The following is a 26756-nucleotide window of genomic DNA, read 5'->3' as shown; positions in this document are numbered from 1 at the left end:
TTTATCCTCTACCATGAACATAAATGGATGGAACAAAACGAAGGAAAAATATGATAAACAACATAGGTTGTTGTAAATCGTTATAATAACAATCATACAATGAAGGGATTCTGAATGGAGCGGGTGTTATGTTTACCATCATGCTGGTTGAAGACGATCCGAAACTGCGAGACATTATCGAGGAAAGTATTCAAAAATGGGGATTTCACGTACATGCGGTACAACAATTTAATAACATACTGGAGAGCTTCATTGAACAGAAGCCTCATCTCGTATTACTTGATATAACGCTTCCTTATTTCAATGGGTTTTACTGGTGTCAAAAAATACGAGAGATCTCGAAAGTGCCCATTATGTTTATTTCTTCCCGAACCGAAAGTATGGACATTGTGATGGCGATGAATATGGGCGGAGATGACTTTGTTCAAAAGCCTTTCTCACTTGAAGTGCTCATTGCCAAAATTCAGGCCATCCTACGCCGCACCTACTCCTATACCGATACAGAAACCAATGTGCTGGAATATAAACAAGCAATCCTTGATCTAAAATCTAGTACACTTACCTACGATGAACAAAGCATTGAATTGACCAAAAATGAATTTAACATCTTGCATCTTTTAATGAAGAATGCGGGCAGTATCGTCAGTCGCGATAAAATTATGCGCAGCTTGTGGGAAGATGAAAGCTTTGTTGATGATAATACTTTAACAGTCAATATTAATCGCTTGCGCAAAAAGCTGGCAGATATTCAACTGCACGATTTCATTCAGACTAAAAAAGGACAGGGGTATATCTTGCCATGAACCTGCTCGATTATATGGCTGATCATAAATGGCTGTTTGTTTTTTACATCCTGCTTATGTCGTTTATTTCGATCGTGATCTATGCAGCCCCATTCGGTGGCGCCACTTTGGATTTGTTTTTTTATATACATAGTGTTGCTTTTTTACTGTTCTGTCTTTATTTCTTTGGTGGATATATCCGCCAGCGATCATACTTTTCCACCTTACAAGAAGCCTGCAATCAGCCATTTGACACCATCGTGATTCTGCCTGAACCGAAATCAAATGCCCAGGCTTTCTATAACAAGTTGCTTCTTAACGTATATGAACGTCACCATGAAGAAGTGAGTCACCTCTATGCAGAGAAGAAAGAAACACTTGAATTTATGACATCCTGGTTCCATGAAATTAAAACCCCTCTGTCTGTAAGCCGACTGCTGATTGAGAATAAAGCGGAAAAAGAACCCGGACAGATCCTCGATAGCCTGGATGAAGAACTGGATAAAATCGAGCATCAAATTGAGCGGGCATTATATTACGCACGAATTGATGACTTTTCCCGTGACTATTTCATTCATACCGTGAATTTGGATCAGATTGTCAAACAAGCTGTTAAAAACAATGCCAAAACGTTTATTTCCAAAAGAATTCAAGTCAAGCTGCATGATCTTGAACACGAAGTCCTAACCGATAAAAAATGGCTCTTCTTTATTCTGAACCAAATTTTATCAAATGCTTTAAAATATACCGCCCCGGAAGGAATAATTGAAATCTGCGGGGGCGAAACTAAACAGGAATATTTCCTAAAAATCCGAGATACAGGAATTGGTATTCCCCCAGAAGACGTATCCCGCGTATTTGAGAAAGGTTTTACTGGCTCTACTGGCCGCACTCATGAGGAATCGACCGGCATCGGTTTATACCTAGCCCGCAAACTGGCCCATAAACTTAATCATGATATTACTCTACAGTCTGAATATGGCGTGTATACAGAAGTAACCCTTCATTTTCCCAAGCTGAATGATTCCTTTACCGCGCTCCAAACGCACAAATCGCGTTAGACTTTGTTTGGCCCCTTGAGCCTCACTCCCTGTATAAATAGGTGGTGAGGCCTTTCTATTTGCGATTCTTACACAAATGTAAGTTTAGCCTGCATTTTGTTAGGTAGAACAATGGCTCCCCCCTCCCTGTTTGCGGTTTAATGAACAAGGAACAAATACGAAGGTAAAGGAGAAACACCATGTCGCTCTTATTAACAACCAAAGATTTAAGCAAAGTATACGGCTCACGCGGTCATCACTATACAGCACTCAACGATATCAATATCGATATTAATGAAGGAGAATTTGTCGGTGTAATGGGCCCTTCTGGCGCAGGTAAAACGACACTTCTGAACCTGGTAGCGACGATTGATAAACCAAGCACCGGGAGCATTCTGATAGACGGATATCCGATTCATAAAATGAATGAAACGGAGCTCTCCTCTTTTCGCCGAAATAAGCTGGGGTTTATTTTTCAAGATTTTAATTTGCTCGACACCCTGACATTAAAAGAGAACATCGTATTGCCCCTTACCTTAGCGGGTGGTAAAGCGCAAGAAATGGACAAGCGAGTTTATTCGATCGCCGAAACACTCGGGATTGATTCGATTCTCGACAAGTATCCTTATGAAGTATCCGGCGGGCAAAAACAGAGAACGGCTGCTGCGCGGGCGATGATTAACCAGCCCAGACTGATTTTAGCTGATGAGCCAACTGGAGCACTTGATTCCAAATCTGCAACAGAGCTTCTCGAATGCCTGTCTGGCCTAAATAAAGAACAACACGCCACAATCATGATGGTCACGCATGATCCATTTGCCGCAAGCTTCTGTGATCGGATTATTTTCATTAAAGACGGCACACTGTTTATGGAGCTGGTCAAAGGGGAGAAACGCCAAGTCTTCTTCAACAAAATTCTCGATGTACTGGCAGTAATCGGAGGCGGTAATCATGACGCTCTTTAAGCTGGCAACCAAAAATATAAAGCGAAACTTCCAGAATTACTTTATCTATTTCACTTCCATTATTTTTGCGGTGACGATTTATTACGCATTTGTTTCGATCCGGTTTAATGAACAGCTGGCTGGCTTTGCCGAAGGAGATCAAAAGATTCTCCTCGCCTTTAACGCTGCTTCTATAATCATCGCACTGTTTTCTATGCTTTTCATCTGGTATTCTACTTCCTTCTTTGTACGCAAGCGAAAAAAAGAAATCGGCTTGTATACGCTGCTTGGTGTCACCAAACGAAAAATCGGACTCATGTTGTTTTATGAGAATGTTGTGATGGGCATATTGGCACTTGGAATCGGGATTGTGTTTGGAAGCATTTTTTCCAAGCTCTTCATGATGATTCTCGTCAAGCTGATGGCTTTGCCTGTCGTCATTGCCTTTACAGTAAGCTCGGAAGCGATTTTGTATACGATTGGTGTGTTCGGGATTGTGTTTATCATTACTTCCCTATACGCAGCTTCCATTGTGTATCGCTTTCAATTAATTGAACTGTTTCATGCCGAGAAAACAGGAGAGAAGCTGCCGAAACCATCGATAGTCGGCGCACTGTTAGCGATCGTGATTTTGGCTGCTGGATATGTGATTGGGTTGAAAACAGGCAGAGATACGTTCCTGAGGGATATGGTCATCACGCTTGTCTCATCCATCGTTGGAACCTTTTTATTCTTCCGATTCGCACTCTCTTGGGTACTTCACCGTCTGAAAAACAATCAGTCCCTGTATTACCGCAAATCAAATTTGACGGATATTTCCCAACTGACGTACCGCATTCGTTCACACAGCCGTACACTGTCCATCATTACGATTTTAAGTGCAGTCACGTTAACATCGGTGGGCGCAACGTACAGCATGAACTATAACGGGCAAAAGATCGCGAGCCTGACTGTCCCTTTTTCATACGCTTATATTAGCCATGACGCATCCCTTGATCAAAAAGTAAAGCAAACCATTGCCAGTGACCCAGATCATGCCATTCGTCATGAGGCAGATGCAGAACTCATGAAAGTCGATACATCATTTCCACGAAAACGAAAAGCCGATTCATTTTATGTGATCCCGGAAAGCAAGTGGAACGAAATCGAAGCAATGAAAGAACATGGTGAACCCGTATCCTTAAACAATGAGCAGGAAGCCGTACTCTCTTACTATGGCCCAGTTACCTACGACGAGGAAATCGGCAAAAACTTTAACCTGCGCGCCAACGGAATCGAACAAAACGTACGGATCATCAAACATACGAATCAATCCGTACTCAATGCATATATGCTCGAGCAAGTCTTTATTGTAAAAGACAGTGTATACGACAAGATGTATACAGCAACTAACACGCTTCACTTAAAGGGGTACATGATTGAAAACGCAGAGACGAGCAAACAGCTGACCAAAAAGCTCATCCAAATTCTGCCCACAGATGCTTCGCTTACGACCTATTACGAGCTGTTTGCCCAGTTGATTATGCCCATGTCGATTCTGCTGTTTATCGGTATCCTGATTGGTTTTATCTTTCTCCTCTCAACTGGCAGCGTCATTTACTTTAAACAGCTCACAGAAGCAGGGGAAGCCAAGAAACAGTATGATATTCTGCGTAAAATCGGCATGACCAAAAAAGAAGTAAAGCGCTCGGTCGCACGCCAAATGCGGGTCATCTTCGCAGCCCCTTTACTGCTTGGCATCTGTCATAGCATTGTTGCGCTCCTGATTTTAGCGATCCAGTTGAATGCAGACTTCACGGTGCCTATCGTCGGAACACTTGTCATGTATACACTCGTTTATGTGTTCTACTATTTCATAACCGTTCATTCCTATTACAAAATCATAACTTCTTAAAGATAAAGAGGATATCTCGGATGAGAAAGATAACACTTGGTTTACTTCTATCTGTATTTTGCCTGTTGTTTACCGGATGCGGCTCCTCCACAGATAAACCAGAAGCCGCTATGCCCAAAATGTTTCCCGCGTTTCAAACCACAGATACCAACGATCAACCGATTAGCAACGAAATTTTCAAACAATATGATCTAACTCTTGTAAACGTTTGGGGTACGTATTGTGCCCCTTGTAAAGAAGAGCTGCCGGCACTCGAAAAGCTTTCGAAAGAAATGAAGGACCAAAACGTCCAAATACTTGGCATTGTTTCGGATGGGAGAGAACAGGAAGTAACCGCATACCGCATGATGAAAGAGATGAACCTGACCTTCACCAATGTCATTCCGACCGACGAGCTCATGAAGCAGCTCCAGAAGAGGCTGATCGGTATCCCTTCTTCCATTCTCGTCAACAAAAAAGGGGGAATTGTAGGCGAATTGGTCACTGGTGCACGTACAGAAGAACAATATCGCACAATGATCAATGACCTGCGCAAAAAAGAGGCGGTGAAGCAATGAGTGACGTCAGCATCGGAATCGCTTTTTTGGCGGGTGTCGCCTCGTTCCTCTCCCCCTGTGTATTTCCGCTTGTCCCTGCCTATCTTGCACAATTGACAGGTGGGCATGTGGATGGGCAGAAAATCGAAGCCAATCGAACTACGATAATGAACCGCAGCCTTGGATTTATTCTTGGTTTTACCGTCGTATTTCTATTGCTAGGTGCATCCAGCTCATTGATTGGACAATGGTTCCTTGCCTATCGAGATTGGGTGGAGAAGATCGGTGGGATCGTCATTATTGTGTTCGGGTTGCAGATGGCCAGTATTTTGTCCTTAGGTGTCTTGTTTAAAGAAAAACGCATGAACATGCCCGTATCGACTCAAAAAGGAATGAATTTTGCCCGTTCGCTGCTGTTCGGCTTTGTCTTTGGCGCAGGATGGACCCCTTGTATCGGACTTGTATTAACTTCCATTTTGATAATGGCCAGTCAAAGCGGCACGATGCTCACCGGCATGACTCTCTTACTCGTATATTCTCTTGGACTCGGCATTCCTTTCCTTCTAGTATCAGCAGTGTGGTCTCAGTCCCTTCATAAAATTCGGAAGATGAATAAATATCTGCCTGCTATCCAACGAGTAAATGGTTGGTTAATGATCGGACTTGGCTTGATGCTATGTACGGGAAGTTTCAAGGTGGTTTCCACTTACCTCTCTTCCCTGCTTCCTTCTTCGTTCTAAGGGACCCTCTAAAGTTAAAATAGGAATAAAAAATAAGCATCCCGTACCAATTTGGAAAACGGGATGCTTTTATAATACCTACTTTTCTGGCGCAAGCACGACCAATGGGTCAGTCATTAAATGCAATCAGGAAAATAGCTCCAACGGCAATCACTACCGCTAGAAGTAGCAGAGCCAAATTGCTGTAAAGATACGCTGTAGTGTTTGTGACAGTCGGGAGAAAGGGCATAGCAAGCCAATGCTGAGTAAGCAGCCCTCCTACCACAGCGACGCCGATCCCTTCCGCCAAAAAGCATGAAAAATTCAGAAACCCCATACCTGATCCCGCTTCGTCTGCGCCTAGCGCTTCCGCCACAATCGTGGAGATAACCGTTTTGACAAAGGATAAGCCGCCTAAAGTCATAATCAGCGCTCCGGAGATCATCCAAGGGATTGTATCCACAAAAAGCGAAACGGTTAGGAAACCCGCACCTATTAATAATAGACCGGAAACCAGGACAAATCTTGCTCCTCGCTTATCTACCCATATACCCCCAACAAACCCAAAGAGAATCACGCCGATCGTTCCAGGAAAGAGAACACCACTCCCAATGAGGCTTGTCGCCATCTGATACACTTCTCTCATCATATAGGGGATCATGGAGATAAATCCGGCAATGGTCCCTAGAAGAAGGCTCCCTACGAAAACCCCTACGATAAACCTTTTCCGCTTGAATAAGCTAGGTTCTATGAATGGTTCCTTGGCTACTCGAATTCGCTGCGCTAGCCCTATGAACAGGATGACGCTGATAGCCAAATACCACCATTCATAATTCGTCGTGAATAAGGTAAACGTCACAATTCCAAGAACAAGGAGCAAACCGCCGGGAACATCAAGATGACCTTTTTGGGAAGGCACGTCGGGAAGTGACCGTATGAAGAACGGCAGCGTCACCAGCGTTATCATTGGCAGGACAAACAAATAGGACCAATGTACATATTCCGCGATCAATCCTCCAATAACCGGACCGATGCCTTCCCCAAAAGCTACTGACGATCCGATTATGCCAAAAGCTTTTCCTTGATGCTTCTGCTCGATACCGCTAGTGACGAAGACCATAATCAGCCCCGGAACGGCAGACGCACCCGCTCCTTGAATGAATCGTGCGGCAAGCAAGGCTGGAAACCAGGAATGAAACAGCAAGCCAATTAACGATCCTCCACCGTATATCAACAGACCGAGGCAAAGCAGCTTTTTTACACCGTAGACATCCGCTATTTTTCCGTATACGGCAGTTCCTACTGCAAAAGAAAGAATAAAACTTGTATTCACCCAGTTTGCGACGGACGGCACAATCCTGAATTGAGCGGCAATGTCCGGCAACGATACGTTAAACACCGTTTCGTTAAGTACGCTGAAAAACGCAAGTATGCTAAGCCAAAATAAGGACTTTGGAATGCTACCCGCAATCGGTTTTTCCATTCGTGTACTACCCCTTTAATAGGCAAGGGGAACACGCAGTTTATAGGGCCAGTGATGCGTTATCCCCTTTGTTTTGTGCCCACTTCTTCATTCCGTACCTCATTGTATCGCCTCCAAAATAAATACTTCATTTCATGCAAAATAATCTTATCATATAAAGTACAATTTAATGGGAATATTAGGAAATTGCATCCTCCATCAGGGGCAACTTTATCCCCTCGAAAACAGTCGATTCGATTTCCCCAATTCGTTTAGCTCCCATCAGTAGATAGAAATTTTCTGCATGAGGGGCACTATGAATGACAACAGTTAGTTGAAATATGATCTCGGATTTAAGTCACTTCCCCTGTATGTAACATCCATAGTATGATGGTAGTAAAGTATTAGATCTTTTTAACTATCTTAGGACGGGATCCACATGAGAAATAAAGGCAGAATTTGCGGAAGTATTGGTATGTTCATCATACATCTGATTTACCTGATCTATTATTATTGCCGTGATGGAACACTTGAACCCTTCGATCTTTACACCTATCCCCTCTTGATTTTCTGTGGGTATTGGATTGGAAAACAGTACGATAAGGTTAAATTTTATTCAGAAAAAGATGAATTAACGGGGCTATACAATCGCAGATTTGTAGTGAGAATATTTGAAAAAATTTCATTATTATCCGAACGAGCAAATAGTAGGCTCTTTGTATTGATTATTGATTGTAATAATTTCAAGTACATTAACGACTGTTATGGTCATTTAAATGGTGACTTGATTCTAACCAAGATTGCGGAGACCCTGCTTAAATCGACAAGAAAAAGTGACATCACCGCTCGATGGGGAGGGGACGAATTCCTGATCATTGGTTATTACAAAGATGAGGAAGGTCTACAAACTCTTCTCAACAGACTGGACAATCAATTAGAAAATCTATCAAAGCAAGTTAGCATAGACGTTAGTGTCTCCATCGGGTCCGCACTCTACCCAGATGATAGCAAGAACCTAGACGAATTGATCAAATCTGCCGACCGTAATATGTATAAGTACAAGGAACAGAGAAAAACAGGGACCAAGTGAAAATATTTCGCTTGGTCTTTTCTTATGATAGTTTAGCTTCATCCATTCTATTTGTAGACACTATACAGTCAACCTGCCCGGTATGCGGAACATCGGCCACTTGACCGAATTTTGTTGAAGCGGGCTAAACTTCTATTTCAAATATTCATTCTGAGTCTCTTTGGTGTTAACCTGTTCTGTCTCGTAAAACTCTTCTGTATACTCGGCTTCAACGGCTTCAGCATTCAGTAACTTTTCTAGAATTGGAATTAAGTCCGTGCATTTTTCCCCTTTAATCCCCTTGGTTTCCGCTTGTATTCGACCATCAGGAAAAATGCGGATTTGAATTTTTTCTGCCATGACTACTCACTCCCTAGAAATCGATCGTTCTTCCACCACGGTTATTCCGAATATCGTCCTCATTTCCATTCCCGTCCGGAGCCTGACTTCCGCTTGTGACTAGAGCGGCCTCACTTGCATAGTCTTCTCGGTCTTCTTGGGGAGTCGCCGTAACCGCACGTACATTGGCCCAATTGCGAATCGCTCTGATTTGTTCTGCTTGCGTAATCGACAATGGAACGGTATTGACAATCGCTCTTTTAAAATCCTCTAGACGAATTGAGCGCTCCTCAGCGTAAGCTTCAAAAAGGGCATTAATGACAAGCTGCTCAATCTCAGCTCCAACGAACCCTTCACATTTTTCAGCCAAGTTTTCTAACACTTCGTCTGTTAACTGGAAGTCTCCAATTACTTCAGTATCCCTTAAGCGCTTATTCATATGAACCTTCAAGATTTCTCTTCTTTCACGCTTGGTAGGCAGATCAACAAAGAAGATTTCATCAAAGCGCCCTTTGCGCATTAATTCTGGCGGTAATCCAGAAATATCATTCGCTGTCGCAATAACAAATACCGGACTTGTTTTTTCCTGCATCCATGTTAAAAATTGGCCAAAAATACGTGACGATGTGCCACTATCTCCGCCATTCGAGAGTCCTCTAAAGCCTTTTTCGATCTCGTCAATCCATAGAATCGAAGGGGAAATTGCTTCAGCCGTTTTAATTGCTTTTCGCATGTTTTCTTCACTGCTTCCAACGATTCCACTAAAAATTGTCCCCATATCCAATCGTAAAAGTGGCAATTGCCACATGGAGCTAATCGATTTACTGATCATGCTTTTTCCGCAACCTGGCACACCTGTAATAAGGACGCCTTTGGGAGCTGGCAGACCATATTTTCTTGCGGAATCTAACCATGAATTATTGCGTTTCGTTAGCCAACGCTTCAAGTTTTCTAAACCACCGACATCAGCCATCTTTAAATTGCTTCTGATGAATTCCAGAATGCCCGTCTTTTTAATAATCTGCTCTTTCTCTTCAAAAATAATTTCTAAATCGTTTATATCCAATCGACCATCTTCAACCATCGCGCGCGCAAACGCGTTTTCGGCCTCTGAAAGCGTTAATCCCAAGGCTGCTTTTGCGAGACGTTCCTTTTCTTCGCCGTTTAGAGAGATTTGTATTCGGCCACTTTGCTCATTAATACTGATCATTTCCTCTAATACCGATTGAATTTCTTCAAAGGTTGGCAAATCAAAATCGACGATGGTTATATCTTTTTGTAATTCCTCAGGAAGGGTCAAAAAGGGCGATGTAAAGATGACATTGATTGGGTTCGGACTTTGCTTAATATTGGTTAACATATCTCGCAATTTTCGAATGACTTGGAAATCTGGAAGCCTTCCTTGACCTCCAAAGTACACATGGAAATCTTGCAAGACCACAATGCAAGGCATGTCATAATTTTCAATGAACTCTAACGCCTTTAACGGCTGTTTACAATCCCCTTTGGACTGACCTTTACTATCAAGAATACCCGTTGTCATTCTCCATGTTAAAACTTCCCTCGGGGTTTTGATTAATTCAACTTCTTGAGCAAGGGAACGAATAACCGATAACACACGGTCTTCCTCCCAAGTTTGAATATATAAATAGGGAAAACGCGCCTTCAGTAAATTAGCCAGTAATGTTTTTGTTCTCGTTTGATTTCCGGATGCGATCATTCTACCCCTTCCTTTTCCCTAGCGTTTTTTGAAGCTTTATAGTTGCGTCATTTAAAAATCGATGACTCTTCCTCCTGACTTATTTTGAGTATTGTTGTTTTCCACTTGTGAAAAAACTACACGGTGTTCAATTTTTTCGATGGTCTGTTTTTCTAATTCCATTATTTGCGAGAAGTGTTCAAACGATTGAAAGCCGCCAAGCTCTTGACGTTTGATGCTGACCTTCTTCGCCAGAATGATTCCAATTGCCGGGATGCTGGCAATTTCAGATTCAGAGGCTGTATTCAGATCAATTATTCCTATTGCTTCTTCTTCCTGAGAAGCGTTTGTCATTTTAGGCTGTGGTGGTTGAGATTTTTTATTTTCCGTTACATTAAACTTTGCCTCAGCTTCTTGGCGCAGCTTTGAGATTTTTTGATTGTCCAGCGCTTTTTCATTCTCTTTTAATACGTCTAGTTGAACTAAATAAGCCGGACGAATTTTAATGGCATGAATAATAGATCCAATCCATAATGTGAGAGCGATCACCGCCCCAATATTCTTGGAAGGGGGATATAAAGCGACAATAAAGACGAGTAGATAAATGACTCCCCAAATTCTCCACCGCTGATTTTTCACTTTTGATCCTGCATACAAAAACCCGATAAAGCTCGTCATCCCAATTGGCAGAAAGGTCAATAAAATCCACCAGCTATTGGCTAACTCCCAAGTCTTCCCTCTATTCGTGTACATTTTCACCAGGCTATCCCTCCTTTACGATTGATTCAATAGGTACGTGAGCTGTATCGAATTATCTGCCAGCACTTCTTCTTTTTCCATAATCATTCCCTGTTTTTTGGCTTTTTCGATCAGGTCCTGATAGACTCTTTGTTGAAGCAAATGGGTATACGATTGTTCAACGTTGTTAAGCCACTTCGTAAAGGCTTCTTGATCCGCCGAATTAGGTAAAACTAGTGAGTAACAGCCCTCCTCATTTAGCAAAAAGGTCACTTCATTTTCATTATCGAACTTGAAAGAATCTACTGTCTCTACTTGTCGAAATGAACAACTCCACTCCCCAAGGGCTTGTTTCAACAGAGATTCGTCCTTCATTCGGGTTTCAATCATCATGTAGTCATTTTTTATTTTATCGGTATAGTTTGAGATGCCTTCCGCAATCTCTTTTGTTAAAGCTATTGCCAGGGGAATTAACACGATTTCAATACTCAAGATTATACCTCCTTACGTATATAGCCCAATTGATGCAACATATCCAGATCGAATACGCGAGCCATTCCATTCGCCGTAATGGTTCCATCGGGATGTAAACGTATTTCTAATTTATTCGGTATGGTTAGGATCGATTTCTCCAAGTGTTTATAGACATTCGTTAAGAATCGATATTGTTGATTTTTAGAACCTATCCAGGGACGCCTTAGATCATGTTGGCTCACAATATAAGGACCATCAATCAGTAAGTCGGTTTCTTGCACCAATTGATGCCAGCTTGGATTGTTTGACCGAAGAATCTTCTCATATTCATACCCCGTAAATGTGACAATCGATAAGTTCATTTCCTTCAACCTTTTCGCAAGGATACCGAGCTCATTTGCTTGACTAAAAGGCTCTCCTCCCAAAAAAGTAACACCTTCCAGTTCTGGAGTAGTTTGTAACGTATCTTTGATATCACAAAAAATTTCGTCGATATCCCGTAAAACCCCACCTTCCGTATCCCATGTATGAGGATTAAAACACCCTACACATTGAATCGGACAGCCTTGCACCCAAATCGCATAACGCAACCCAGGTCCTTCTACCCGCGTCTTTTTTTCAACTCTTGAAATACGAATGGAAGGCAAACACATTCACCCCTATTGAACTAAATCTACTGCGATACCAAATGCTTCATTTCGACAATTAACACTTTTTTCCCTCCTGGTTACTTAAATTCAGGTCACAGTTTACATACCTTAGTCTTTACTGTGGGACACATGTTGTTGTGAGAAAAACAGCTTGATAAAAATCGGAGGAAGGGCTTGAGATTACTGGATTTCTCCATTTCTCTCGAACCCTTCCCCTGTACTCCTTACCCCAATCATTATTTTTGTCACATACTCCTCGCTCGTATTATTGGTTAGCGCATCCAGCACGTATTCTTCATACGCATATTCTTCTACTTGAAGTCCCTGATCTTTAGCAAATTCAAGAAGTCGATCAAAAGTTACAGAAATCTTCTCACTCTTTCCAATATGGTAACCAACGACATACAAACCCTTTGGCATGGTATAGCAAGTTATTGCTTCATGATTCTCAGTGCATTTCATATATAAATATGAATAGTTTTCGTAATCTCCTGTCAATAGTTGATTACGCGAAACCATCGCGCCAATCGGATAGCCTGTATCGAATCGATGTGTATAGAGCGTATCGATAAAATCAGAAACAGCCTTTACAAAGTCTCGGTCTGTACAATCTAGAATGAAATCACTGATAAAGAGTTTTTCCTCCGCAAGCTCTTCTAAATATATATGTGAAAAATCAGTTTTGATGGCTTCCTTTGTCAATCTCAGCTTCGTTTCAATCATTTGCTTTATGTGCTGCAGGTTTTGAATTTTGCACTGAATTTTCGAAGCGTTCTCTTCTAAAAGGCTAACAAAGTTATCGGGTGTTTTGTTTTCCAAAAAGGGCTTGATTTCTTTTAAGGGCATCCCGACCTCTTTTAAGAGCTCAATCACGTTAAATAGCTCAAACTGTCGGTACGAATAAAATCGATAGCCATTCTCATTCTTTATATCCGGTGACATTAATCCGATGTGATCATAATAAAACAATGTTTGCTTATTGACTCGACATAATTTCGCAAATTCCCCTGTTGTGAAATATTTGTTTGCCGTATCAGACAAAAAAACACCTCCTTGACTATATAGTTACTATATAGTGTACATTTCTAACTGTAAATTAAAGAGAAAGGTTTTGATAGTCATGAATATCCTCATTCGTGACGTAACGGAAGAAAATGTACAAGAAATTTTGCAACTAAGTGTCGAAAAGGATCAAACCTCGTTTATCGAAACACCTCAAAATTGTTTACATGATGCACAAGAATGTTGCTATTATCGTCCAGTTGGGCTTTATTTAGGCAAAGAATTAGTTGGATTTGCGATGTACGGGGAATTTCCAGAGGGAGATGAAACTGAAGCTACACGCGTTTGGTTAGATCGCTACTTTATTGACCACCGTTATCAAGGGCGTGGCTTAGGTAAGCAATCATTGGAAGACCTTATCCAGCACCTCGTCAAACAATACAAGTGCAATAAGATTTACTTAAGTGTATATAAGGACAATGTCAAAGCCATTCGTATTTATCAAAAACGAGGATTCAAGTTCAATGGAGAACTCGATATTAACGGCGAAAAAGTCATGGTGAAGAAATTGGATTTCAGTGGCGAATAAGAACAGCAAGCCCGACGGATAAGTCCGACGGGCCTAGTTATGCGGATCGCTACTTACCGAGTTCGTCGGCAGTCGGGCCATAAACGCCCGGGATCGGTTGGTCAAGCAGACGCAAGTACACGCCGAGCTGCGCGCGGTGGTGAATCATGTGGCTCATGCCCATCGTACGGAACGCAATCGCCTTCGGTTGAACGGCCATGATCGTATCGCCGCGACGGAGCGTCCAGTCCGAAGCCAACGTCGCTTCATCGATAGCCTCCAGGGTCCGTTCGAGCTCCTGGATGTTCCCGTCGAATTCGTCTAGCAACGCCTGACGGCTCGTTAACGCTGTCCTTCGAGAAGACGTGATCGACAGGTCAATTCCCGGATCACGAAGAATGCCCAGTTGCCAATTCAATAGGTTAACGACGTGCGTCGCCAATTCCCCGAGCGTGTGCGACTTCGCGTGCGGCTTCCAACCAAGATGCTCGTCCGGCAAACTTGCCAACAATCGGCGTGTTCCCGCCCACTCGTGCATAACATCCCCGACCAGCAATGCTTTGTTCAACATCGGCTTGTCCCTCCTCGCGCGAGCAAGTCGTCTTGCCCTGCGCCGCCAGTATATATCCTAGACATGTAATTTTTCACCTTAATCCAATATAAGTACGTCAATTCAATGGAAGAAGTTCTGAGCTCACTCCAAAGCATTAGCATTGCCCTTGAACCTTTACCTAAATTTTACCACGATTTCAGACAATAACCAAGTTATGCTCTCTCTATTCTCCCCATTTAGTGTTAGACTGCTCGCCCAGTATAAGACGCAAAAAGACCCCGAATTCAATTTTATGAAATCGGGGCAGGGTTAAAACTGTTTATGATAATTAATATGATCACTGAGCATTTTTTACCATTCAACATTTATACTGTAGATACTACCAATATTGAAGTCCTGAGTTTTTATGGAAATATCCGGTTTTCCCTGACCTTTAAGCACGTAGCCACCCCAGCTTCTGTCGCCATAAGTCTTATAACCGGTAATATCCAGACCAAATATGTTTTTAATAAGCGGTTTAACTACTGGGATCACTTCATTAATTGATTTTATTTTATATTGGTCCGTTATATAGTGGACCATATACACTCGACCTGTTTTTGCTCCAATTGTAGCAGAATAATTCTTAACGTAATCCTGTTGATCATTGGTTAGTATCCATTGTTCTTCACCATTAACTAGTAATTTTTCCGCCCGAGTAAAAGAGAAACTATCAGTACCTGACAGTTGCATCAACGCTTTTTGTGCTAAAGTCACATACTTTTTATCGACATCATCCGGCTTGTAATCTATAGAGAAATTGGATACTTTATTTGTTTTTAGATCGACATCAACGTACTGTTTGTCATCTACCCTAAAGAGTAAAGTTGTTCCTTCCATGTTTTTATACAATTCGACTTTCTGAAATACTGATTGGTTCGATTTCTTCAACTCATCTTGTGCTGTATCTACATATTTTTTATAAATAGCTGGCAACTCATTGACTGTACACGTCGCCTTAAGATAACGAACCTCTGTTGTATTCTGTTTAAACCCCACAAATGCCTCTTCATTCTTTGTCCGTATGATATAGAAATCAGTGTCTTTCTCCATCTCCTCAAAATGAAACTCCTTGTTAATACCAAGCGCTTTTATTTCCTTTTGAGCCGCCGTTATATACTTTTGGTCGATTACCACTTTATTTCCCGAAGTGTCTACTGAAGAAGAAAATGGCTTCATCCAGATAAACGCTAATACCGCTACACATGCGATTAGTCCATTTGCCACCCATCCAACGTATTTTTTTCGCTTTCTCATTTTTTCGATCTTTTTTCTCTCCTCGCGTATGTTCTCTAATATCACTTGGGTCCGCTCCCAAGAAAGGGACTGCTCCGGGAAACTGTTTAAATCTTCCCAGATGATCTGTTCATCTTGTGACGACATCTTTAATCGCCTCCGAAATAGGAAGATTCATATTGTTTTGAATAGCCTTCATTGCCCTATGCAAAGTGACATTTACTTTGGCTTCACTCCATCCCAAAACCTCCGCCGTCTCCTTACTAGATAACCCCTTGATACCACGCAATATCAAGACGTCCCTATAAGATCTCTTCAACTGCTGGATGATGTCATAAAGCATGCGTTTGTCCTCACTTAATTCCAAAGACTCTTCTGGTGTTTTGTCGCACGAAACAAGATGCCGCAAGAACGTATCCGGCAACCAGCTTATAAGTTTTGTCTTCCGCTTTTCATCAATCGCTACATTTCTGGCTATGGCAAACAACCACGTTTTTGGATTTACAACCTCTGTTTGTTGGATAGCCTTCAGCGCACGAATAAAGGTCTCTTGTACAAGATCATCTATATCTGTTCGTCCCGTATAATAGACAAGAAAGCGATAAACATCATTGCTGTATGCCAGAAACCATCGTTCAATACGTGCGCCAGCATGATCATCCAATTGTTTTCCACCTCCTACTCACTGTATAGACGGACAAGCTTATGAATATCTTTCACTTTTTTCACGAAAAATTTTACACTTTTTTCTCACAATACAAACTAAAGACACCAGATCATAACTGGTGTCTCTTACTCACTAATGTGATAGTCTTATTTTTCATAGATATGTTCTTTATTTTGCAAGGGTTTTTGAGAACCAATCAACTGTTGAAGATACTAGTTTATTAAAAGCTCTCTTGTCATCTGTAAAAATATTAAAAGTATGATCTGCGCCTTCAATAAGCATAGCTTTTGAGATTTTGTTTTTTGAAGTTGCAGCTATTTTCTTTGCATTAGATGGGTCTACGTCTGTGTCAACCGCACCGTTTATCGCCAATACCGGTGCTGACGAATTGGAGAACACTTTTAATACATCCGTAGCATGCACTTCCTCGAACCATTTGAGTCCTAGTCTAAGGGGACTGCGCCAGTCAAACGTCAGTTTATAGAAGCCATCCTTCTTAGCGATATTATAGGCTTCGTCAGTAGCGATCATTGATAAGTCTGGCGCTCCGGCCCAGGTAACAACAGACTTGAAATTATTGTTTTGTCCTGCCGCTAACATCGCGATTGTACCGCCTTGGCTCCAGCCCATTATCCCAATTCGATTTCCGTCAATTCCTTTAAGCTTAGCCAAGTACTTGGCAGCAGCGTTAGCATCCGATACAGCCGTAGTGAAGTTATAATTAATATAATCCTCCGTGCTATCTCCATTACCGATAAAGTCAATACGGATGCTTGCAATGCCAGCCTTAGCAAGCTCCGGAGCAGCTAGTTTATACCCATTGCCTGCTTCATTCTTGTTTGATCCGGTACCGTGCAGCATCACTACCCCGGGAAATGGCCCTTTCCTATTAGGCAGACAAATAATAGCTGGAATTTTGTGCTCTCCGTTTTGAATAGAAACAGTATACTCCTTATAAGCTTGAGCGGCATTTTCCTTGTTAGCGCTTTTCGCTGAAACGGTTCCATTGGATTTGTCTTTTAGGTTAATATTCAGGACTGTCCCAATTTGCAATGCACGGACGTTTTTAATTCCATTTTCCTCTGCAATGGCACCCCAATTTACCCCATACTTTTTAGCAATTTTCCAAAGATTATCTCCTTTAACAACGGTATGGGTTACAGAAGAAGCCATAGCTTCCGTTCTGCCTAAGACCATAAACAAAAAAAAGATTGCAAAAACGAGTGACCACTTCGTTATTCTCATAAGCTCGTCTCCTTTTTGTCACGTTAATATTTGGTAAACCGAGACAAGTATATGCCTTTCAATATAAACGGTCAAGAAATTTATGGAATCGCTTTCACTCTAGCAAGGTGATCCTTACATTTGAGATATTAGCATCAATAATAGGCATTGGATTGTTGGCTTCTTTTCTCGTAAACACCGAGACCCAAGCACGCAATGCCAATGTCGCTCAAACAAACATTTCTGTAAAAGAAGAGGCATACAGTGAATCATTGAAAAGGGCATTGCAATAATAAACTCCTTGGCTTTACTTGGATGGATAAAAGTTTAGTGGAAGGGGAACTTCTAACGAAAGAAGCTACTGAAGAAATGGCAAAAGAGAGTTACTGAAAAATGGCTACATCCGCAAAAAATCAAATCAAACTATCATATATCTAAGACTTATGATATCTTTATATTTATGGGCAATTAGGCTCAGGAACGTCATATTCATTAATTTTTGAGTATTTTTAAGAGGTATGATGAATGATGGATAATCTAGAATTAGGGAAAACAATCGCGAAATTTCGCAAAAACAAGGAATATACGATTAAACAGTTATCAGAAATAACGAATGTAACTTCATCAATGTTAAGCCAAATTGAGAGAGGGCTTGCCAGTCCGTCACTGAATACTCTGCGCGTGATTGCCGATGCGTTGGAAGTTCCTTTATTTAGTTTTTTTACTGAATATGTGCAAACTAAAGATTTAATTACCAGAGCAAATTCCAGAAAAAAAATTATATTTCCATCATCGAACAATTGGGAATATACATTATTGTCTCCGGATTTAAGCGGTTCCATTGAGATGGTTTTAATGAAATTACCGCCTAATTCCCAGTCTGCCGAAAAACCGATGAGACACATTGGTGAAGAAGTCGCGTATGTATTGGCGGGTGAGGTCGTATTATTTATTGGGGACGATGTGGAGACTTTATATAATGGAGACAGTGTAAAAATACCACCTGGGATCGAACATAAGTGGGAAAATAAATCGGATAAAGAAGCAAACGTTATTTTTGCTATTACTCCTCCATCATTTTAGAAAGCAAATTATATTCATAGATAAAGCGGCAAATGCTCTAATTATATGGGCTGAATTGTTTAAACCGTTTCTGTATGTACCAGTGTGAAATACACTTGTACTTACAGAAACGGTTTTTTTAATGCAAATAAAATTATTACCGGTTCAAAAAATTGATAAATATTAAGCTTGAATGAATAAAAGTGAAATGCTATGATTTATTCAGATTTAATTTATTAAACCTGATTTAACTATCAGGGTTCGATAGATTTAAAAACAAGGAGATGAAATTATATGAAAAAAACAATTATGACTGATAAGGCTCCCGGCGCGATCGGACCATATTCGCAAGCAATTGTAAGCGCTTCCCGCCTGTATGTATCTGGGCAACTTGGAATTAATCCGCAGACAGGTGAAATGGATGACGACTTTGCAACACAGGCAAAACAAGTGATGGAGAACATCTCCGCAATTTTGAACGAAGCAGGATACGGTTTCGAGGATATTGTAAAAACGACGATTTTTATGTCCGATCTTGCCAACTTTACTTGTCTGAATGAAATCTATGGCTCTTATTTCCCGTCTGGCTTCCCAGCACGTTCCTGCTTCCAGGTTGCAGGTCTTCCTAAGGGAGCCAAAGTAGAAATAGAATTAATCGCAGAAAAATAGATTTAAAACCAACCACAAGTCGCCTTTTGGATTAAAACTTTATCCAAAAACGGAGGTAAACATGATGAACATCGTTGCCGGAAAAACAGTCGAAGAATGGAAAGAAGAATTACCTGTTCTGCAGCAAATCATTGATGCAGAGGAAGTTTTCTGGGTAAACCCGCAGCTTGAGAGTTGCAACAACCGAATGATTAACAAGGAATTAGGGATAGCTGATATCGAAGATGCGGAACAACGACTGGTTCGCTTCGCTCCCTATTTAGCAAACGTGTTCCCGGAAACCAAGGAAAAAAACGGGATCATCGAATCTGAATTAGTCAACATCCCTAAAATGCAGCAGAAGTTGTCAGAAATGTTCAATCAGGAAATTGCGGGAACTTTATATCTGAAGTGTGATAGTCACCTTCCCATCTCGGGTTCTGTAAAGGCTCGCGGTGGAATTTACGAAATATTAAAAGTGGCCGAAGAGATCGCCTTTAAACACGGCATGCTTTCAATAACCGATGACTACTCAATTCTGGCAGATGAAAAATTCCGGACTCTATTTTCGAATTATTCGATCGTGGTCGGATCAACCGGTAATCTAGGTCTTAGTATTGGTATTATGAGTGCCCAATTAGGTTTCAAAGTTATTGTGCATATGTCTACTGACGCTAAACAGTGGAAAAAAGATTTATTGCGGCAAAAAGGCGCAATCGTAGTTGAACACAATAGCGACTATGGGAAAGCAGTAGCCGCAGGTAGACAACAATCTCAAGAAGATCCCAATAGTCACTTCGTTGATGATGAAAATTCTTCAACATTATTCCTCGGTTATGCCGTAGCAGCTAAACGGCTCCAAAAGCAACTAAATGACATGAAAATTCCAGTCGATCAGGATCATCCGCTTTTCGTTTATCTACCTTGCGGTGTAGGCGGCGCTCCAGGCGGAATTACTTTTGGAATGCGGACAGTATTTGGAGACAATGTCCATTGCTTTTTTGCAGAGCCAACTCATTCACCAGCAATGTTGCTAGGTTTAATGACACGTAAGCATAGCGATGTATCCGCTCAGGAATTTGGCATTGATAATATTACGGCAGCAGATGGGCTTGCCGTTGGGAGACCATCCGGCTTTGTGGGTAAAGCGCTAGAGAAAGATATTAGTGGTGTCTTTACTATTCAAGATGACTGTCTCTATCGAATCCTCAGAAAGCTAGCCGATTCGGAAGGAATATTCTTAGAACCATCAGCAGTTGCAGGATTTATCGGACCAGTTCAATTGCACGCTTCTTCCATTGGAAAAGATTATATAAAAAATAATCACCTTGAACAGAAGATGCCAAATGCCACTCACATTCTTTGGGCTACTGGCGGCGGCATGGTTCCCAAAGATGTTATGGAAGATTTCTACCGTAAAGGTGCAATGAGCTGATTTGCTTTATAGCATAGGGAGGGATTTAGAATATGGATACAGGAACAATGATGATGTTAGTATTAGGTGCATCTATAGCATTACTCATCTTTCTAATTCTTCGAGTTAAGTTACATCCCTTTCTTTCCTTAATGATAGTGTGTATATTTGTGGGAATTGCTACAGGTATGCCTCTGCCTAAGATTGCTACTTCCATTGAAAACGGAATGGCTGGAACGTTAGGTTTTCTAGCTACTGTTATCGGTTTTGGCACGATTTTAGGCAAAATGTTAGAAATATCTGGCGGGGCAGAGCGCCTTGCCCGAACATTACTAGAAACAATGGGAGAAAAAAGGGCTCCCTGGGCTATGACAATTGTCGGCTTAATCGCCGGAATCCCCGTATTTTTTGAAGTAGGATTTGTTTTACTTTTCCCTTTGGTTTTCATAGTTGCCAAACAAGCTAAGATGTCGTTGCTCCGCGTCGGAATTCCTTTGGCAGTATCGCTGATGGTCGTACACTGCATGGTACCTCCACATCCGGCAGCGTTTGCCATTACTACAGCTTTGGGAGCTGATGTAGGGAAGGTCATTCTGTATGCTCTTCTTGTAGGAACTCCTACTGCCATTTTAGCTGGTCCAATTTGGGCCAAGTTTATCAGTAAGAAGTGCAAGACTGGAGTATTAAAAGAATCAGAAGTGACCGCTGCAACGCCAGCTGAGAATCTTCCAGGCTTCGGTATTACCCTATTTACTATCCTATTGCCCCTCTTCATTATGGTAGGAAAAACGATTAGTACATTGTTTCTCGCAAAAGATTCTGCTATTTTGCCGATTGTTACCTTCTTAGGCAATCCAATTATCGCGCTTCTCATTTCCGTATTTGTAGCCTATTATACGTTAGGCCTTTCTCGTGGTTTAAAAATGAAAAACTTGTTAGCGCTTACAGAACAATGCTTTGGACCGATTGCCGGCATCTTGCTGATTATTGGTGGCGGTGGAGCTTTTAATGGGATATTAGTTGACAGTGGGTTAGGTAATGAATTGTCTAAGATTTTGATGTCTCTAAACATGAACCCTATTATTCTTGCTTGGCTAATTGCTTGGCTCATGCACGGTGCTATCGGTTCCGCCACGGTGGCCATGATTAGTACTGCAGGCATGGTGGCTCCAATGCTGGCTGCTTATCCTGGTGTGAGTCCTGAAATTATCGTTCTCGCCATTGGTTCCGGAGCGATAGGTTGGTGCCATGTTAACGATTCGAGCTTTTGGTTTGTAAAAGAATATTTAGGATTATCATTACCGGATATGTTTAAGAGCTTCACGGCGGCCTGCCTTATTGCATCATTTGTATCTCTAGGCAGTATATTACTTTTATCTCTAGTCATTTAATAAATACTAGTATAACACATCCTCGCCATTCGTCATGAAGGGATGCAGAAGTAAAGGTACTTATACTTACATGCTTCCAACGACATGTAAGTAAAGTACCTTTTTCACCTTCATTGGATTGAATTCATCATCTCGTAGAAATATTTCGGTTCATGCGTTTTATTAAGATTATACCAAGCGTCTAATGTTTGGGATGTACATACATCTAAGGACTTCAAGACATGTAAAGCAAATTCCAATGGAGCTACTCCAGAAGCAGTAATCAATTTTCCATCCGTTACGGCGGACTCCTTCTTGTAGTACTTTTCTCCGGTATAGGTGGGACATATCATTTTAAGGTATTCTAAGTCATTGCTTGTATGCCATCGCGAATCCAACAATCCTTTCTTAGCCAGTCCTACTGTAGCACCGCAAATCGCTGCTACAACAATATTCTCTATTAAACACTGCTCGACTATTTTTAGTATAGGTTCGTGAATTGTCTCCGCCCACGTATCTCCACCCGGTAGAATCAAAGCATCTGCGTTTTTAATACTGCACTCATCCAGCTTACGATCAGGTAATATTTTTAAGCCTCCCTTTGTAATCACAGGGGTCTTTTCAATTCCCACCGTAACTATTTTTGATGGTGTCAGTCCTTTCTTATAATATCTTCCCGAATTTAGTTCGGCAGATAAGTAACCTATTTCCCAGTCTGCCATCGTATCAAATACATAGAGATAGACAGTATTATTCATTTGCATGTCCTCCACCTTTTTACAATTCATTGATGGTAATCCATCATTTTTGGGATTGTTGAACCCCTTTTCTCATAATAAAACAGCTTCACTGACAACGGCTGTCAGTGAAGCTGTTCATTCTGATAGTATTCCATTAACTCTGATGCGACAGCAACGAGTTTCATCTTCAAACTCTGTGGTTCAATTACCTGAATCGCCTTCCCATAGGATAAAAGAAAATTCGGCACATAGGCATGAATTGCTCGTTCGTCAAGTAAAAAGACAGCTTGATTTGTTGTTCTCTCTTTTAGATGATGACCTAAAAACCAATGAATGCACAAGTCGTCCAAAGCCTCTGCCCTGCCCCGTATAATTAATGAAATCAGCCCATCTTTATCCGTCAGATCCGGCAATAGATTCTGTAAAAAAAACTCTTTGGCAGAAAAAGATTCAGGCCGTTTAAACACCATTTGCGTTTGTTTTATCTGTAAAATCCGTTCAGCCCGGAAACTTCTAATTTCACACCGCAGATGACAAAACCCAATCGTATACCATTTATTATTCCAATAAATCACACCATAAGGATCAATCACCCTTTGCCTTGGTTGTTCTTCATGGGTTGTGCGGTATTCAATTTCTACAGAATACTCGTTTGCTACAGCCCGCTCCAGTTCTACTAATGTTGGCTTAACAGAAGGGTCAATATTACGGCTTATCACTTCAAAGCCAGTTAAATGGCGCTTGAGAATGCTTTCCTGTTCCTGGTTTGAATACATTTTCAATTTTTCTGTGGCTTTGCTTAATGTCTCGCTGAAAGGGTACCCTGCTTCTTTTGCAAATACGGCAGCATGAATCAACGCTTTTTGTTCTTCAACATCAAAGATCAAAGGCGCATTGATGAAATTGTTCAGCAAGCTATACCCGCCATTCTGTCCTGCATCAGAGACGATCGGTACTCCACTGGCGCAAAGCGAATCCATATAACGGTATACGGTTCGCACGTTTATCTCTAACTTTTCCGCAATTTGTTTCGCCGTTATTTTTGCTCCTGAATTCAGCATCCAAAGAATTGCCAGCATATTATCGTTTTTTGACACGGAGCCCTATCCTTTCTGTTCTTACGTCCATCAGCCCTTTAACCCGCGTTCCACCGTTTCATCAATTAATACACTCTTACTACAAAGCAATGATTTTCCCGATTTTTGACCAGACTTTTTCTGTCACGACTTTATTATAGTCTGAATAATGTCTTGATATAAAAACAGGGGAAAGGCTTGATGGATCTGGGTTTTCCCCCGTTCTCCATTCATCCCTTCCCCGATTTTATCATGTCAATATTCGATTTTTTCACGGGTTTATTTTGGGGTTACAATTTCTTTATCAATTGACAGACCGTCTCAACATGACTCGTATTGTGGTAATATGAATCGGTGATGAAATAATATTACTTCTAGTGTGTTTTTATTGCATTTGTTAATCCTCGTTAATCCAAAGACGAATTAACATATGTAATTGTGTGGTCAAAATGTGGTCAATTAGTAAGAATTACATAGGTATTTTTAAATATTTTAAGATATTAAGATCACCTAAGAGGATTTCCTCCAATATTCCAGATGCTCTTATATTATTATCTCTTCGTCCTCCTCTTCTTCAAATGCAGCCTCACCTTCCTCTATTCTTAGTAATATATACCTTTGAATTTCATCGTCTACTTTTCCGAAATCTCTTATTATTGAATTTCTCATTCCTAAATTCTCTTTATAAAAAGTCATGTAAGATTCCTTTTGTCTATCTTTATCTGCTTTTACGGGTATTAAATACTTCCTTATACTGTTTTCTAAATCGTTGAGTAAAGAATCCGAATACATAATCAAATGGTAATTCTGAAACCAATATTTTTCATCTGTATATTCCTTTAAAACATCTTTATCTTGATCGTTAAATATGCCATCCATTAAATAATAGGATATTAATATTTGATTATTTGACATTAGTACTACATCTTTCAACCCCTCTAAAATGTCTGTAAAACCAAACATTTTAATGGCATAGTAATAATAGAGTTGTTCTTCATTAAATGATCCTTGCAGTGCCTCTCTATATCTAACTTTTAAAAATTTGTATAATCTACAAGAATCAAAATTGCTCATCGCACTAAATTTATTAGCTGCATACAACATAACCTCGGGTGAAAATTTCATAATAAAGCAGATCTGATGATAGTCATATCTCTTAATCTGATATTTCTCAAGGTCAAGTTCCATAAAATATCTAGTCTTAAAAAAATTATTGATAAAAACAGTTTTAAGTTTGTCATCCTTCAAATTAGACATTCTATACACTAGTTGATTAATAAAATATAGCTTATTATTATCTCTCTCTTCATTAAATCTAATATTGCAATGAGCAATTAGTTTTTTCCAATATCTTGCGACTAGATTGTAGTTATTATAAGTTTCATAATCCCATACTTCCTTTTTGTTTTCGTTTCTTTCAAAGTGATATTTTTCTAAAACCTTATCAAAAATCGTAACCACTTTCTCATTATCATTCTTGTTGCAGAAGAAATAAAAATCATCCGAGAAATACGAGAACTCACATTCAATATTAGCATCAATTATTTCTTGCGCTATATCATCACTTATAGATTTTAAAATAGTTTCTGCAAAATATAGCGACAAATAGTTGCCCATTAGTAACCCATTCGTTCCACCTAAATTCAAATTAGATAAATAATTTTCTTTTTTGTCCTTAAAATCGATATGATGTGTATAGATTCTCCCATAGTATTCTTTTATATCCATCCTTATCAAATTATCATATACACATAATCTTTCGAAATCTTCTTGTAATTGTTTTTCATATTCACCAGATTTAAAATCCCCAGTCTCGATATTCGTAGATAGTCGTTTATGAGAGAAATCTAGCATCTTAACATTGTCGAAATTAGGTAAACTTTTAAATTGCTCATACGCACATGCAAAATTCAAGATATTAGGCATCTTTAGAGTGCGATACTTATCATCTTGCTTTTTCACTCTGAAACTAAAGGGTTCAACCCAGCTCAACTTCTTAATATCCATTGAAGATACATCATCCGGAAATTTAAGGGAATCTACATTTAAAAAATGCTTTACTGGATTTTTAAAATTATATGCATTATTAAGTTTCATTGTTTCCTCCATATTTATTTTTTAATAGAGTTCTGTTATTTATTCTAATTAAATAATTTTGTATCTCGTAATAATTTCTCTGCTTTCTTATCTTTCTTAATATCAGTATTCGTGTTCATGTATTGAGACCACGAGTCCAGAATTACTCTTGGCTCTGCCTCAATAATATCTTTTGCTTTTTCTGCATTCCCTTGTTTAAATTCTTCAATAATAGAAATTAAATCTGAACGATCTAATAATTTTACGCCATTGTAACCTGCCAACTTTTCACATGAATCGGTATATGTAGTCGTTGCAATGACAATTGACTTCTTAGCCTTATAAAATCGCATAGAGGAATATACTTCTTGTACTCCACCCAACCCTACTGGATTATCAATACTATATCGTTTGGCCTGTACTACATTACGAGCCCCGGAACGATCAGTAAAAACTAAATCAGCACCAAAATCTCTACTTCCTACGGTTTTATAAACTTCTTTGTATCCCAGTGCATCAAATAGTCTATATAAATACATTTCAAACTCTGAACCGTCAACCATTTTATCTATATCATGTATGTCTATCGCTAGCGGATCAATTGATTCAAAATTATCCTCGCTGATTGTTGGTGCCTTCTTTGTTAAAATCCCACACTTCAATAGGATAAAAAGACATACGATTATTAAGGTAAGAATAATTAAAATTAATTCCATCTACTTTCCCCTATCATGT

Annotated in this window: 27 protein-coding genes; 12 read left to right on the top strand and 15 right to left on the bottom strand. The window is 40.3% G+C overall.

The window, feature by feature from the left end; translation table 11 throughout:
* Window positions 1–128: 128 nt before the first annotated feature.
* From ACQCN2_RS18095 to ACQCN2_RS18070, 6 genes are all read left to right on the top strand, one after another.
* Entirely contained in the window at window positions 129–803 is a 675-nt protein-coding gene (locus tag ACQCN2_RS18095; RefSeq protein WP_426930339.1) for a response regulator transcription factor, read from the top strand.
* Window positions 800–1843 (top strand): sensor histidine kinase, encoded by a 1044-nt coding sequence (locus ACQCN2_RS18090; protein WP_426930338.1) that lies wholly within the window; start codon window positions 800–802, stop codon window positions 1841–1843. Before ACQCN2_RS18095 ends, ACQCN2_RS18090 begins: the two co-directional genes overlap by 4 nt.
* Before the next feature lie 179 nt (window positions 1844–2022).
* Window positions 2023–2787, top strand: coding sequence for an ABC transporter ATP-binding protein (locus ACQCN2_RS18085; RefSeq protein ID WP_426930337.1), 765 nt, complete (start codon window positions 2023–2025; stop codon window positions 2785–2787).
* Window positions 2774–4660: an ABC transporter permease gene (locus tag ACQCN2_RS18080; RefSeq protein ID WP_426930336.1), complete on the top strand. Its 1887-nt coding sequence runs from the start codon at window positions 2774–2776 to the stop codon at window positions 4658–4660. The genes ACQCN2_RS18085 and ACQCN2_RS18080 overlap by 14 nt, the downstream gene beginning before the upstream one ends.
* 20 nt (window positions 4661–4680) lie before the next feature.
* Window positions 4681–5217 carry a TlpA family protein disulfide reductase gene (locus tag ACQCN2_RS18075; protein WP_426930335.1) on the top strand — a complete coding sequence of 179 codons (537 nt, stop codon included), beginning with the start codon at window positions 4681–4683 and terminating at the stop codon, window positions 5215–5217.
* Entirely contained in the window at window positions 5214–5936 is a 723-nt protein-coding gene (locus ACQCN2_RS18070; protein ID WP_426930334.1) for a cytochrome c biogenesis CcdA family protein, read from the top strand. The genes ACQCN2_RS18075 and ACQCN2_RS18070 overlap by 4 nt, the downstream gene beginning before the upstream one ends.
* Before the next feature lie 109 nt (window positions 5937–6045).
* Here ACQCN2_RS18070 and ACQCN2_RS18065 read toward each other — a convergent pair whose 3' ends face one another.
* Window positions 6046–7398 carry an MFS transporter gene (locus ACQCN2_RS18065; RefSeq protein WP_426930333.1) on the bottom strand — a complete coding sequence of 451 codons (1353 nt, stop codon included), beginning with the start codon at window positions 7396–7398 and terminating at the stop codon, window positions 6046–6048.
* Window positions 7399–7816: 418 nt separating this feature from the next.
* On the opposite strand from ACQCN2_RS18065, the gene ACQCN2_RS18060 reads away from it, so the two are divergent.
* Window positions 7817–8467 carry a GGDEF domain-containing protein gene (locus ACQCN2_RS18060; RefSeq protein WP_426930332.1) on the top strand — a complete coding sequence of 217 codons (651 nt, stop codon included), beginning with the start codon at window positions 7817–7819 and terminating at the stop codon, window positions 8465–8467.
* Between the two features lie 132 nt (window positions 8468–8599).
* Here ACQCN2_RS18060 and ACQCN2_RS18055 read toward each other — a convergent pair whose 3' ends face one another.
* From ACQCN2_RS18055 to ACQCN2_RS18030, 6 genes are all read right to left on the bottom strand, one after another.
* Window positions 8600–8806, bottom strand: a complete 207-nt coding sequence (locus ACQCN2_RS18055; protein WP_426930331.1) for a DUF2997 domain-containing protein — start codon at window positions 8804–8806, stop codon at window positions 8600–8602.
* Between the two features lie 13 nt (window positions 8807–8819).
* Entirely contained in the window at window positions 8820–10505 is a 1686-nt protein-coding gene (locus ACQCN2_RS18050) for an AAA family ATPase (protein ID WP_426930330.1), read from the bottom strand.
* 51 nt (window positions 10506–10556) lie between these two features.
* Window positions 10557–11123 (bottom strand): ComEA family DNA-binding protein, encoded by a 567-nt coding sequence (locus tag ACQCN2_RS18045; protein ID WP_426930329.1) that lies wholly within the window; start codon window positions 11121–11123, stop codon window positions 10557–10559.
* A 135-nt stretch (window positions 11124–11258) separates the two neighbouring features.
* Window positions 11259–11714: a DUF1257 domain-containing protein gene (locus ACQCN2_RS18040; protein ID WP_426930328.1), complete on the bottom strand. Its 456-nt coding sequence runs from the start codon at window positions 11712–11714 to the stop codon at window positions 11259–11261.
* Window positions 11715–11716: 2 nt separating this feature from the next.
* On the bottom strand, window positions 11717–12343 hold the full coding sequence (locus ACQCN2_RS18035; protein WP_426930327.1) for a 4Fe-4S single cluster domain-containing protein: 627 nt from the start codon (window positions 12341–12343) through the stop codon (window positions 11717–11719).
* A 183-nt stretch (window positions 12344–12526) separates the two neighbouring features.
* On the bottom strand, window positions 12527–13387 hold the full coding sequence (locus ACQCN2_RS18030; protein ID WP_426930326.1) for a MerR family transcriptional regulator: 861 nt from the start codon (window positions 13385–13387) through the stop codon (window positions 12527–12529).
* A 79-nt stretch (window positions 13388–13466) separates the two neighbouring features.
* On the opposite strand from ACQCN2_RS18030, the gene ACQCN2_RS18025 reads away from it, so the two are divergent.
* On the top strand, window positions 13467–13937 hold the full coding sequence (locus ACQCN2_RS18025) for a GNAT family N-acetyltransferase (RefSeq protein ID WP_426930325.1): 471 nt from the start codon (window positions 13467–13469) through the stop codon (window positions 13935–13937).
* Window positions 13938–13986: 49 nt separating this feature from the next.
* On the opposite strand, the gene ACQCN2_RS18020 is transcribed toward ACQCN2_RS18025, so the two are convergent.
* From ACQCN2_RS18020 to ACQCN2_RS18005, 4 genes are all read right to left on the bottom strand, one after another.
* Window positions 13987–14484: a DinB family protein gene (locus tag ACQCN2_RS18020; RefSeq protein ID WP_426930491.1), complete on the bottom strand. Its 498-nt coding sequence runs from the start codon at window positions 14482–14484 to the stop codon at window positions 13987–13989.
* A 336-nt stretch (window positions 14485–14820) separates the two neighbouring features.
* Window positions 14821–15891, bottom strand: coding sequence for a hypothetical protein (locus ACQCN2_RS18015; RefSeq protein WP_426930324.1), 1071 nt, complete (start codon window positions 15889–15891; stop codon window positions 14821–14823).
* Entirely contained in the window at window positions 15875–16408 is a 534-nt protein-coding gene (locus tag ACQCN2_RS18010; RefSeq protein WP_426930323.1) for an RNA polymerase sigma factor, read from the bottom strand. Before ACQCN2_RS18010 ends, ACQCN2_RS18015 begins: the two co-directional genes overlap by 17 nt.
* Before the next feature lie 171 nt (window positions 16409–16579).
* On the bottom strand, window positions 16580–17656 hold the full coding sequence (locus tag ACQCN2_RS18005; RefSeq protein WP_426930322.1) for an alpha/beta fold hydrolase: 1077 nt from the start codon (window positions 17654–17656) through the stop codon (window positions 16580–16582).
* A gap of 507 nt (window positions 17657–18163) precedes the next feature.
* Between ACQCN2_RS18005 and ACQCN2_RS18000 the strand changes: the two genes are divergently transcribed.
* The 4 genes from ACQCN2_RS18000 to ACQCN2_RS17985 all read left to right on the top strand — a co-directional run bounded on the left by ACQCN2_RS18000 (window position 18164) and on the right by ACQCN2_RS17985 (window position 22150).
* Window positions 18164–18718 (top strand): cupin domain-containing protein, encoded by a 555-nt coding sequence (locus ACQCN2_RS18000; RefSeq protein WP_426930490.1) that lies wholly within the window; start codon window positions 18164–18166, stop codon window positions 18716–18718.
* Window positions 18719–18991: 273 nt separating this feature from the next.
* Window positions 18992–19366, top strand: a complete 375-nt coding sequence (locus ACQCN2_RS17995; RefSeq protein WP_426930321.1) for a RidA family protein — start codon at window positions 18992–18994, stop codon at window positions 19364–19366.
* Window positions 19367–19430: 64 nt separating this feature from the next.
* Window positions 19431–20780: a D-serine ammonia-lyase gene (gene dsdA / locus ACQCN2_RS17990; RefSeq protein ID WP_426930489.1), complete on the top strand. Its 1350-nt coding sequence runs from the start codon at window positions 19431–19433 to the stop codon at window positions 20778–20780.
* Between the two features lie 32 nt (window positions 20781–20812).
* Entirely contained in the window at window positions 20813–22150 is a 1338-nt protein-coding gene (locus ACQCN2_RS17985) for a GntT/GntP/DsdX family permease (protein ID WP_426930320.1), read from the top strand.
* 110 nt (window positions 22151–22260) lie between these two features.
* On the opposite strand, the gene ACQCN2_RS17980 is transcribed toward ACQCN2_RS17985, so the two are convergent.
* The 4 genes from ACQCN2_RS17980 to ACQCN2_RS17965 all read right to left on the bottom strand — a co-directional run bounded on the left by ACQCN2_RS17980 (window position 22261) and on the right by ACQCN2_RS17965 (window position 26737).
* A complete protein-coding gene (locus tag ACQCN2_RS17980; RefSeq protein WP_426930319.1) occupies window positions 22261–22887 on the bottom strand; it encodes a type 1 glutamine amidotransferase family protein in 627 nt (208 codons plus the stop codon).
* 104 nt (window positions 22888–22991) lie between these two features.
* Window positions 22992–23966 (bottom strand): helix-turn-helix transcriptional regulator, encoded by a 975-nt coding sequence (locus ACQCN2_RS17975; RefSeq protein ID WP_426930318.1) that lies wholly within the window; start codon window positions 23964–23966, stop codon window positions 22992–22994.
* A gap of 522 nt (window positions 23967–24488) precedes the next feature.
* On the bottom strand, window positions 24489–26042 hold the full coding sequence (locus ACQCN2_RS17970; protein ID WP_426930317.1) for an RNA-dependent RNA polymerase family protein: 1554 nt from the start codon (window positions 26040–26042) through the stop codon (window positions 24489–24491).
* 44 nt (window positions 26043–26086) lie between these two features.
* Complete coding sequence (locus ACQCN2_RS17965) at window positions 26087–26737, bottom strand: restriction endonuclease (RefSeq protein WP_426930316.1); 651 nt, start codon at window positions 26735–26737, stop codon at window positions 26087–26089.
* Between the last annotated feature and the right edge of the window lie 19 nt (window positions 26738–26756).

The organism is Brevibacillus ginsengisoli (assembly GCF_050113715.1).
Classification (GTDB): Bacteria; Bacillota; Bacilli; order Brevibacillales; family Brevibacillaceae; genus Brevibacillus_H; species Brevibacillus_H ginsengisoli.
This window is presented reverse-complemented; position numbering and strand designations above follow the sequence as displayed.

Bases quoted from the DNA above. Each gene is read 5' to 3' on its own strand.
- ACQCN2_RS17965 (WP_426930316.1), bottom strand. From the start codon at position 26,737: ATGGAATTAATTTTAATTATTCTTACCTTAATAATCGTATGTCTTTTT.
- ACQCN2_RS17980 (WP_426930319.1), bottom strand. From the start codon at position 22,887: ATGAATAATACTGTCTATCTCTATGTATTTGATACGATGGCAGACTGG.
- ACQCN2_RS18050 (WP_426930330.1), bottom strand. From the start codon at position 10,505: ATGATCGCATCCGGAAATCAAACGAGAACAAAAACATTACTGGCTAAT.
- ACQCN2_RS18005 (WP_426930322.1), bottom strand. From the start codon at position 17,656: ATGAGAATAACGAAGTGGTCACTCGTTTTTGCAATCTTTTTTTTGTTT.
- ACQCN2_RS18015 (WP_426930324.1), bottom strand. From the start codon at position 15,891: ATGTCGTCACAAGATGAACAGATCATCTGGGAAGATTTAAACAGTTTC.
- ACQCN2_RS18080 (WP_426930336.1), top strand. From the start codon at position 2,774: ATGACGCTCTTTAAGCTGGCAACCAAAAATATAAAGCGAAACTTCCAG.
- ACQCN2_RS18090 (WP_426930338.1), top strand. From the start codon at position 800: ATGAACCTGCTCGATTATATGGCTGATCATAAATGGCTGTTTGTTTTT.
- ACQCN2_RS18025 (WP_426930325.1), top strand. From the start codon at position 13,467: ATGAATATCCTCATTCGTGACGTAACGGAAGAAAATGTACAAGAAATT.
- ACQCN2_RS18075 (WP_426930335.1), top strand. From the start codon at position 4,681: ATGAGAAAGATAACACTTGGTTTACTTCTATCTGTATTTTGCCTGTTG.
- ACQCN2_RS18085 (WP_426930337.1), top strand. From the start codon at position 2,023: ATGTCGCTCTTATTAACAACCAAAGATTTAAGCAAAGTATACGGCTCA.
- ACQCN2_RS18055 (WP_426930331.1), bottom strand. From the start codon at position 8,806: ATGGCAGAAAAAATTCAAATCCGCATTTTTCCTGATGGTCGAATACAA.
- ACQCN2_RS18060 (WP_426930332.1), top strand. From the start codon at position 7,817: ATGAGAAATAAAGGCAGAATTTGCGGAAGTATTGGTATGTTCATCATA.
- ACQCN2_RS17995 (WP_426930321.1), top strand. From the start codon at position 18,992: ATGAAAAAAACAATTATGACTGATAAGGCTCCCGGCGCGATCGGACCA.
- ACQCN2_RS17985 (WP_426930320.1), top strand. From the start codon at position 20,813: ATGGATACAGGAACAATGATGATGTTAGTATTAGGTGCATCTATAGCA.
- ACQCN2_RS17970 (WP_426930317.1), bottom strand. From the start codon at position 26,042: ATGAAACTTAATAATGCATATAATTTTAAAAATCCAGTAAAGCATTTT.
- dsdA (WP_426930489.1), top strand. From the start codon at position 19,431: ATGAACATCGTTGCCGGAAAAACAGTCGAAGAATGGAAAGAAGAATTA.
- ACQCN2_RS18065 (WP_426930333.1), bottom strand. From the start codon at position 7,398: ATGGAAAAACCGATTGCGGGTAGCATTCCAAAGTCCTTATTTTGGCTT.
- ACQCN2_RS18095 (WP_426930339.1), top strand. From the start codon at position 129: ATGTTTACCATCATGCTGGTTGAAGACGATCCGAAACTGCGAGACATT.
- ACQCN2_RS18000 (WP_426930490.1), top strand. From the start codon at position 18,164: ATGGATAATCTAGAATTAGGGAAAACAATCGCGAAATTTCGCAAAAAC.
- ACQCN2_RS18070 (WP_426930334.1), top strand. From the start codon at position 5,214: ATGAGTGACGTCAGCATCGGAATCGCTTTTTTGGCGGGTGTCGCCTCG.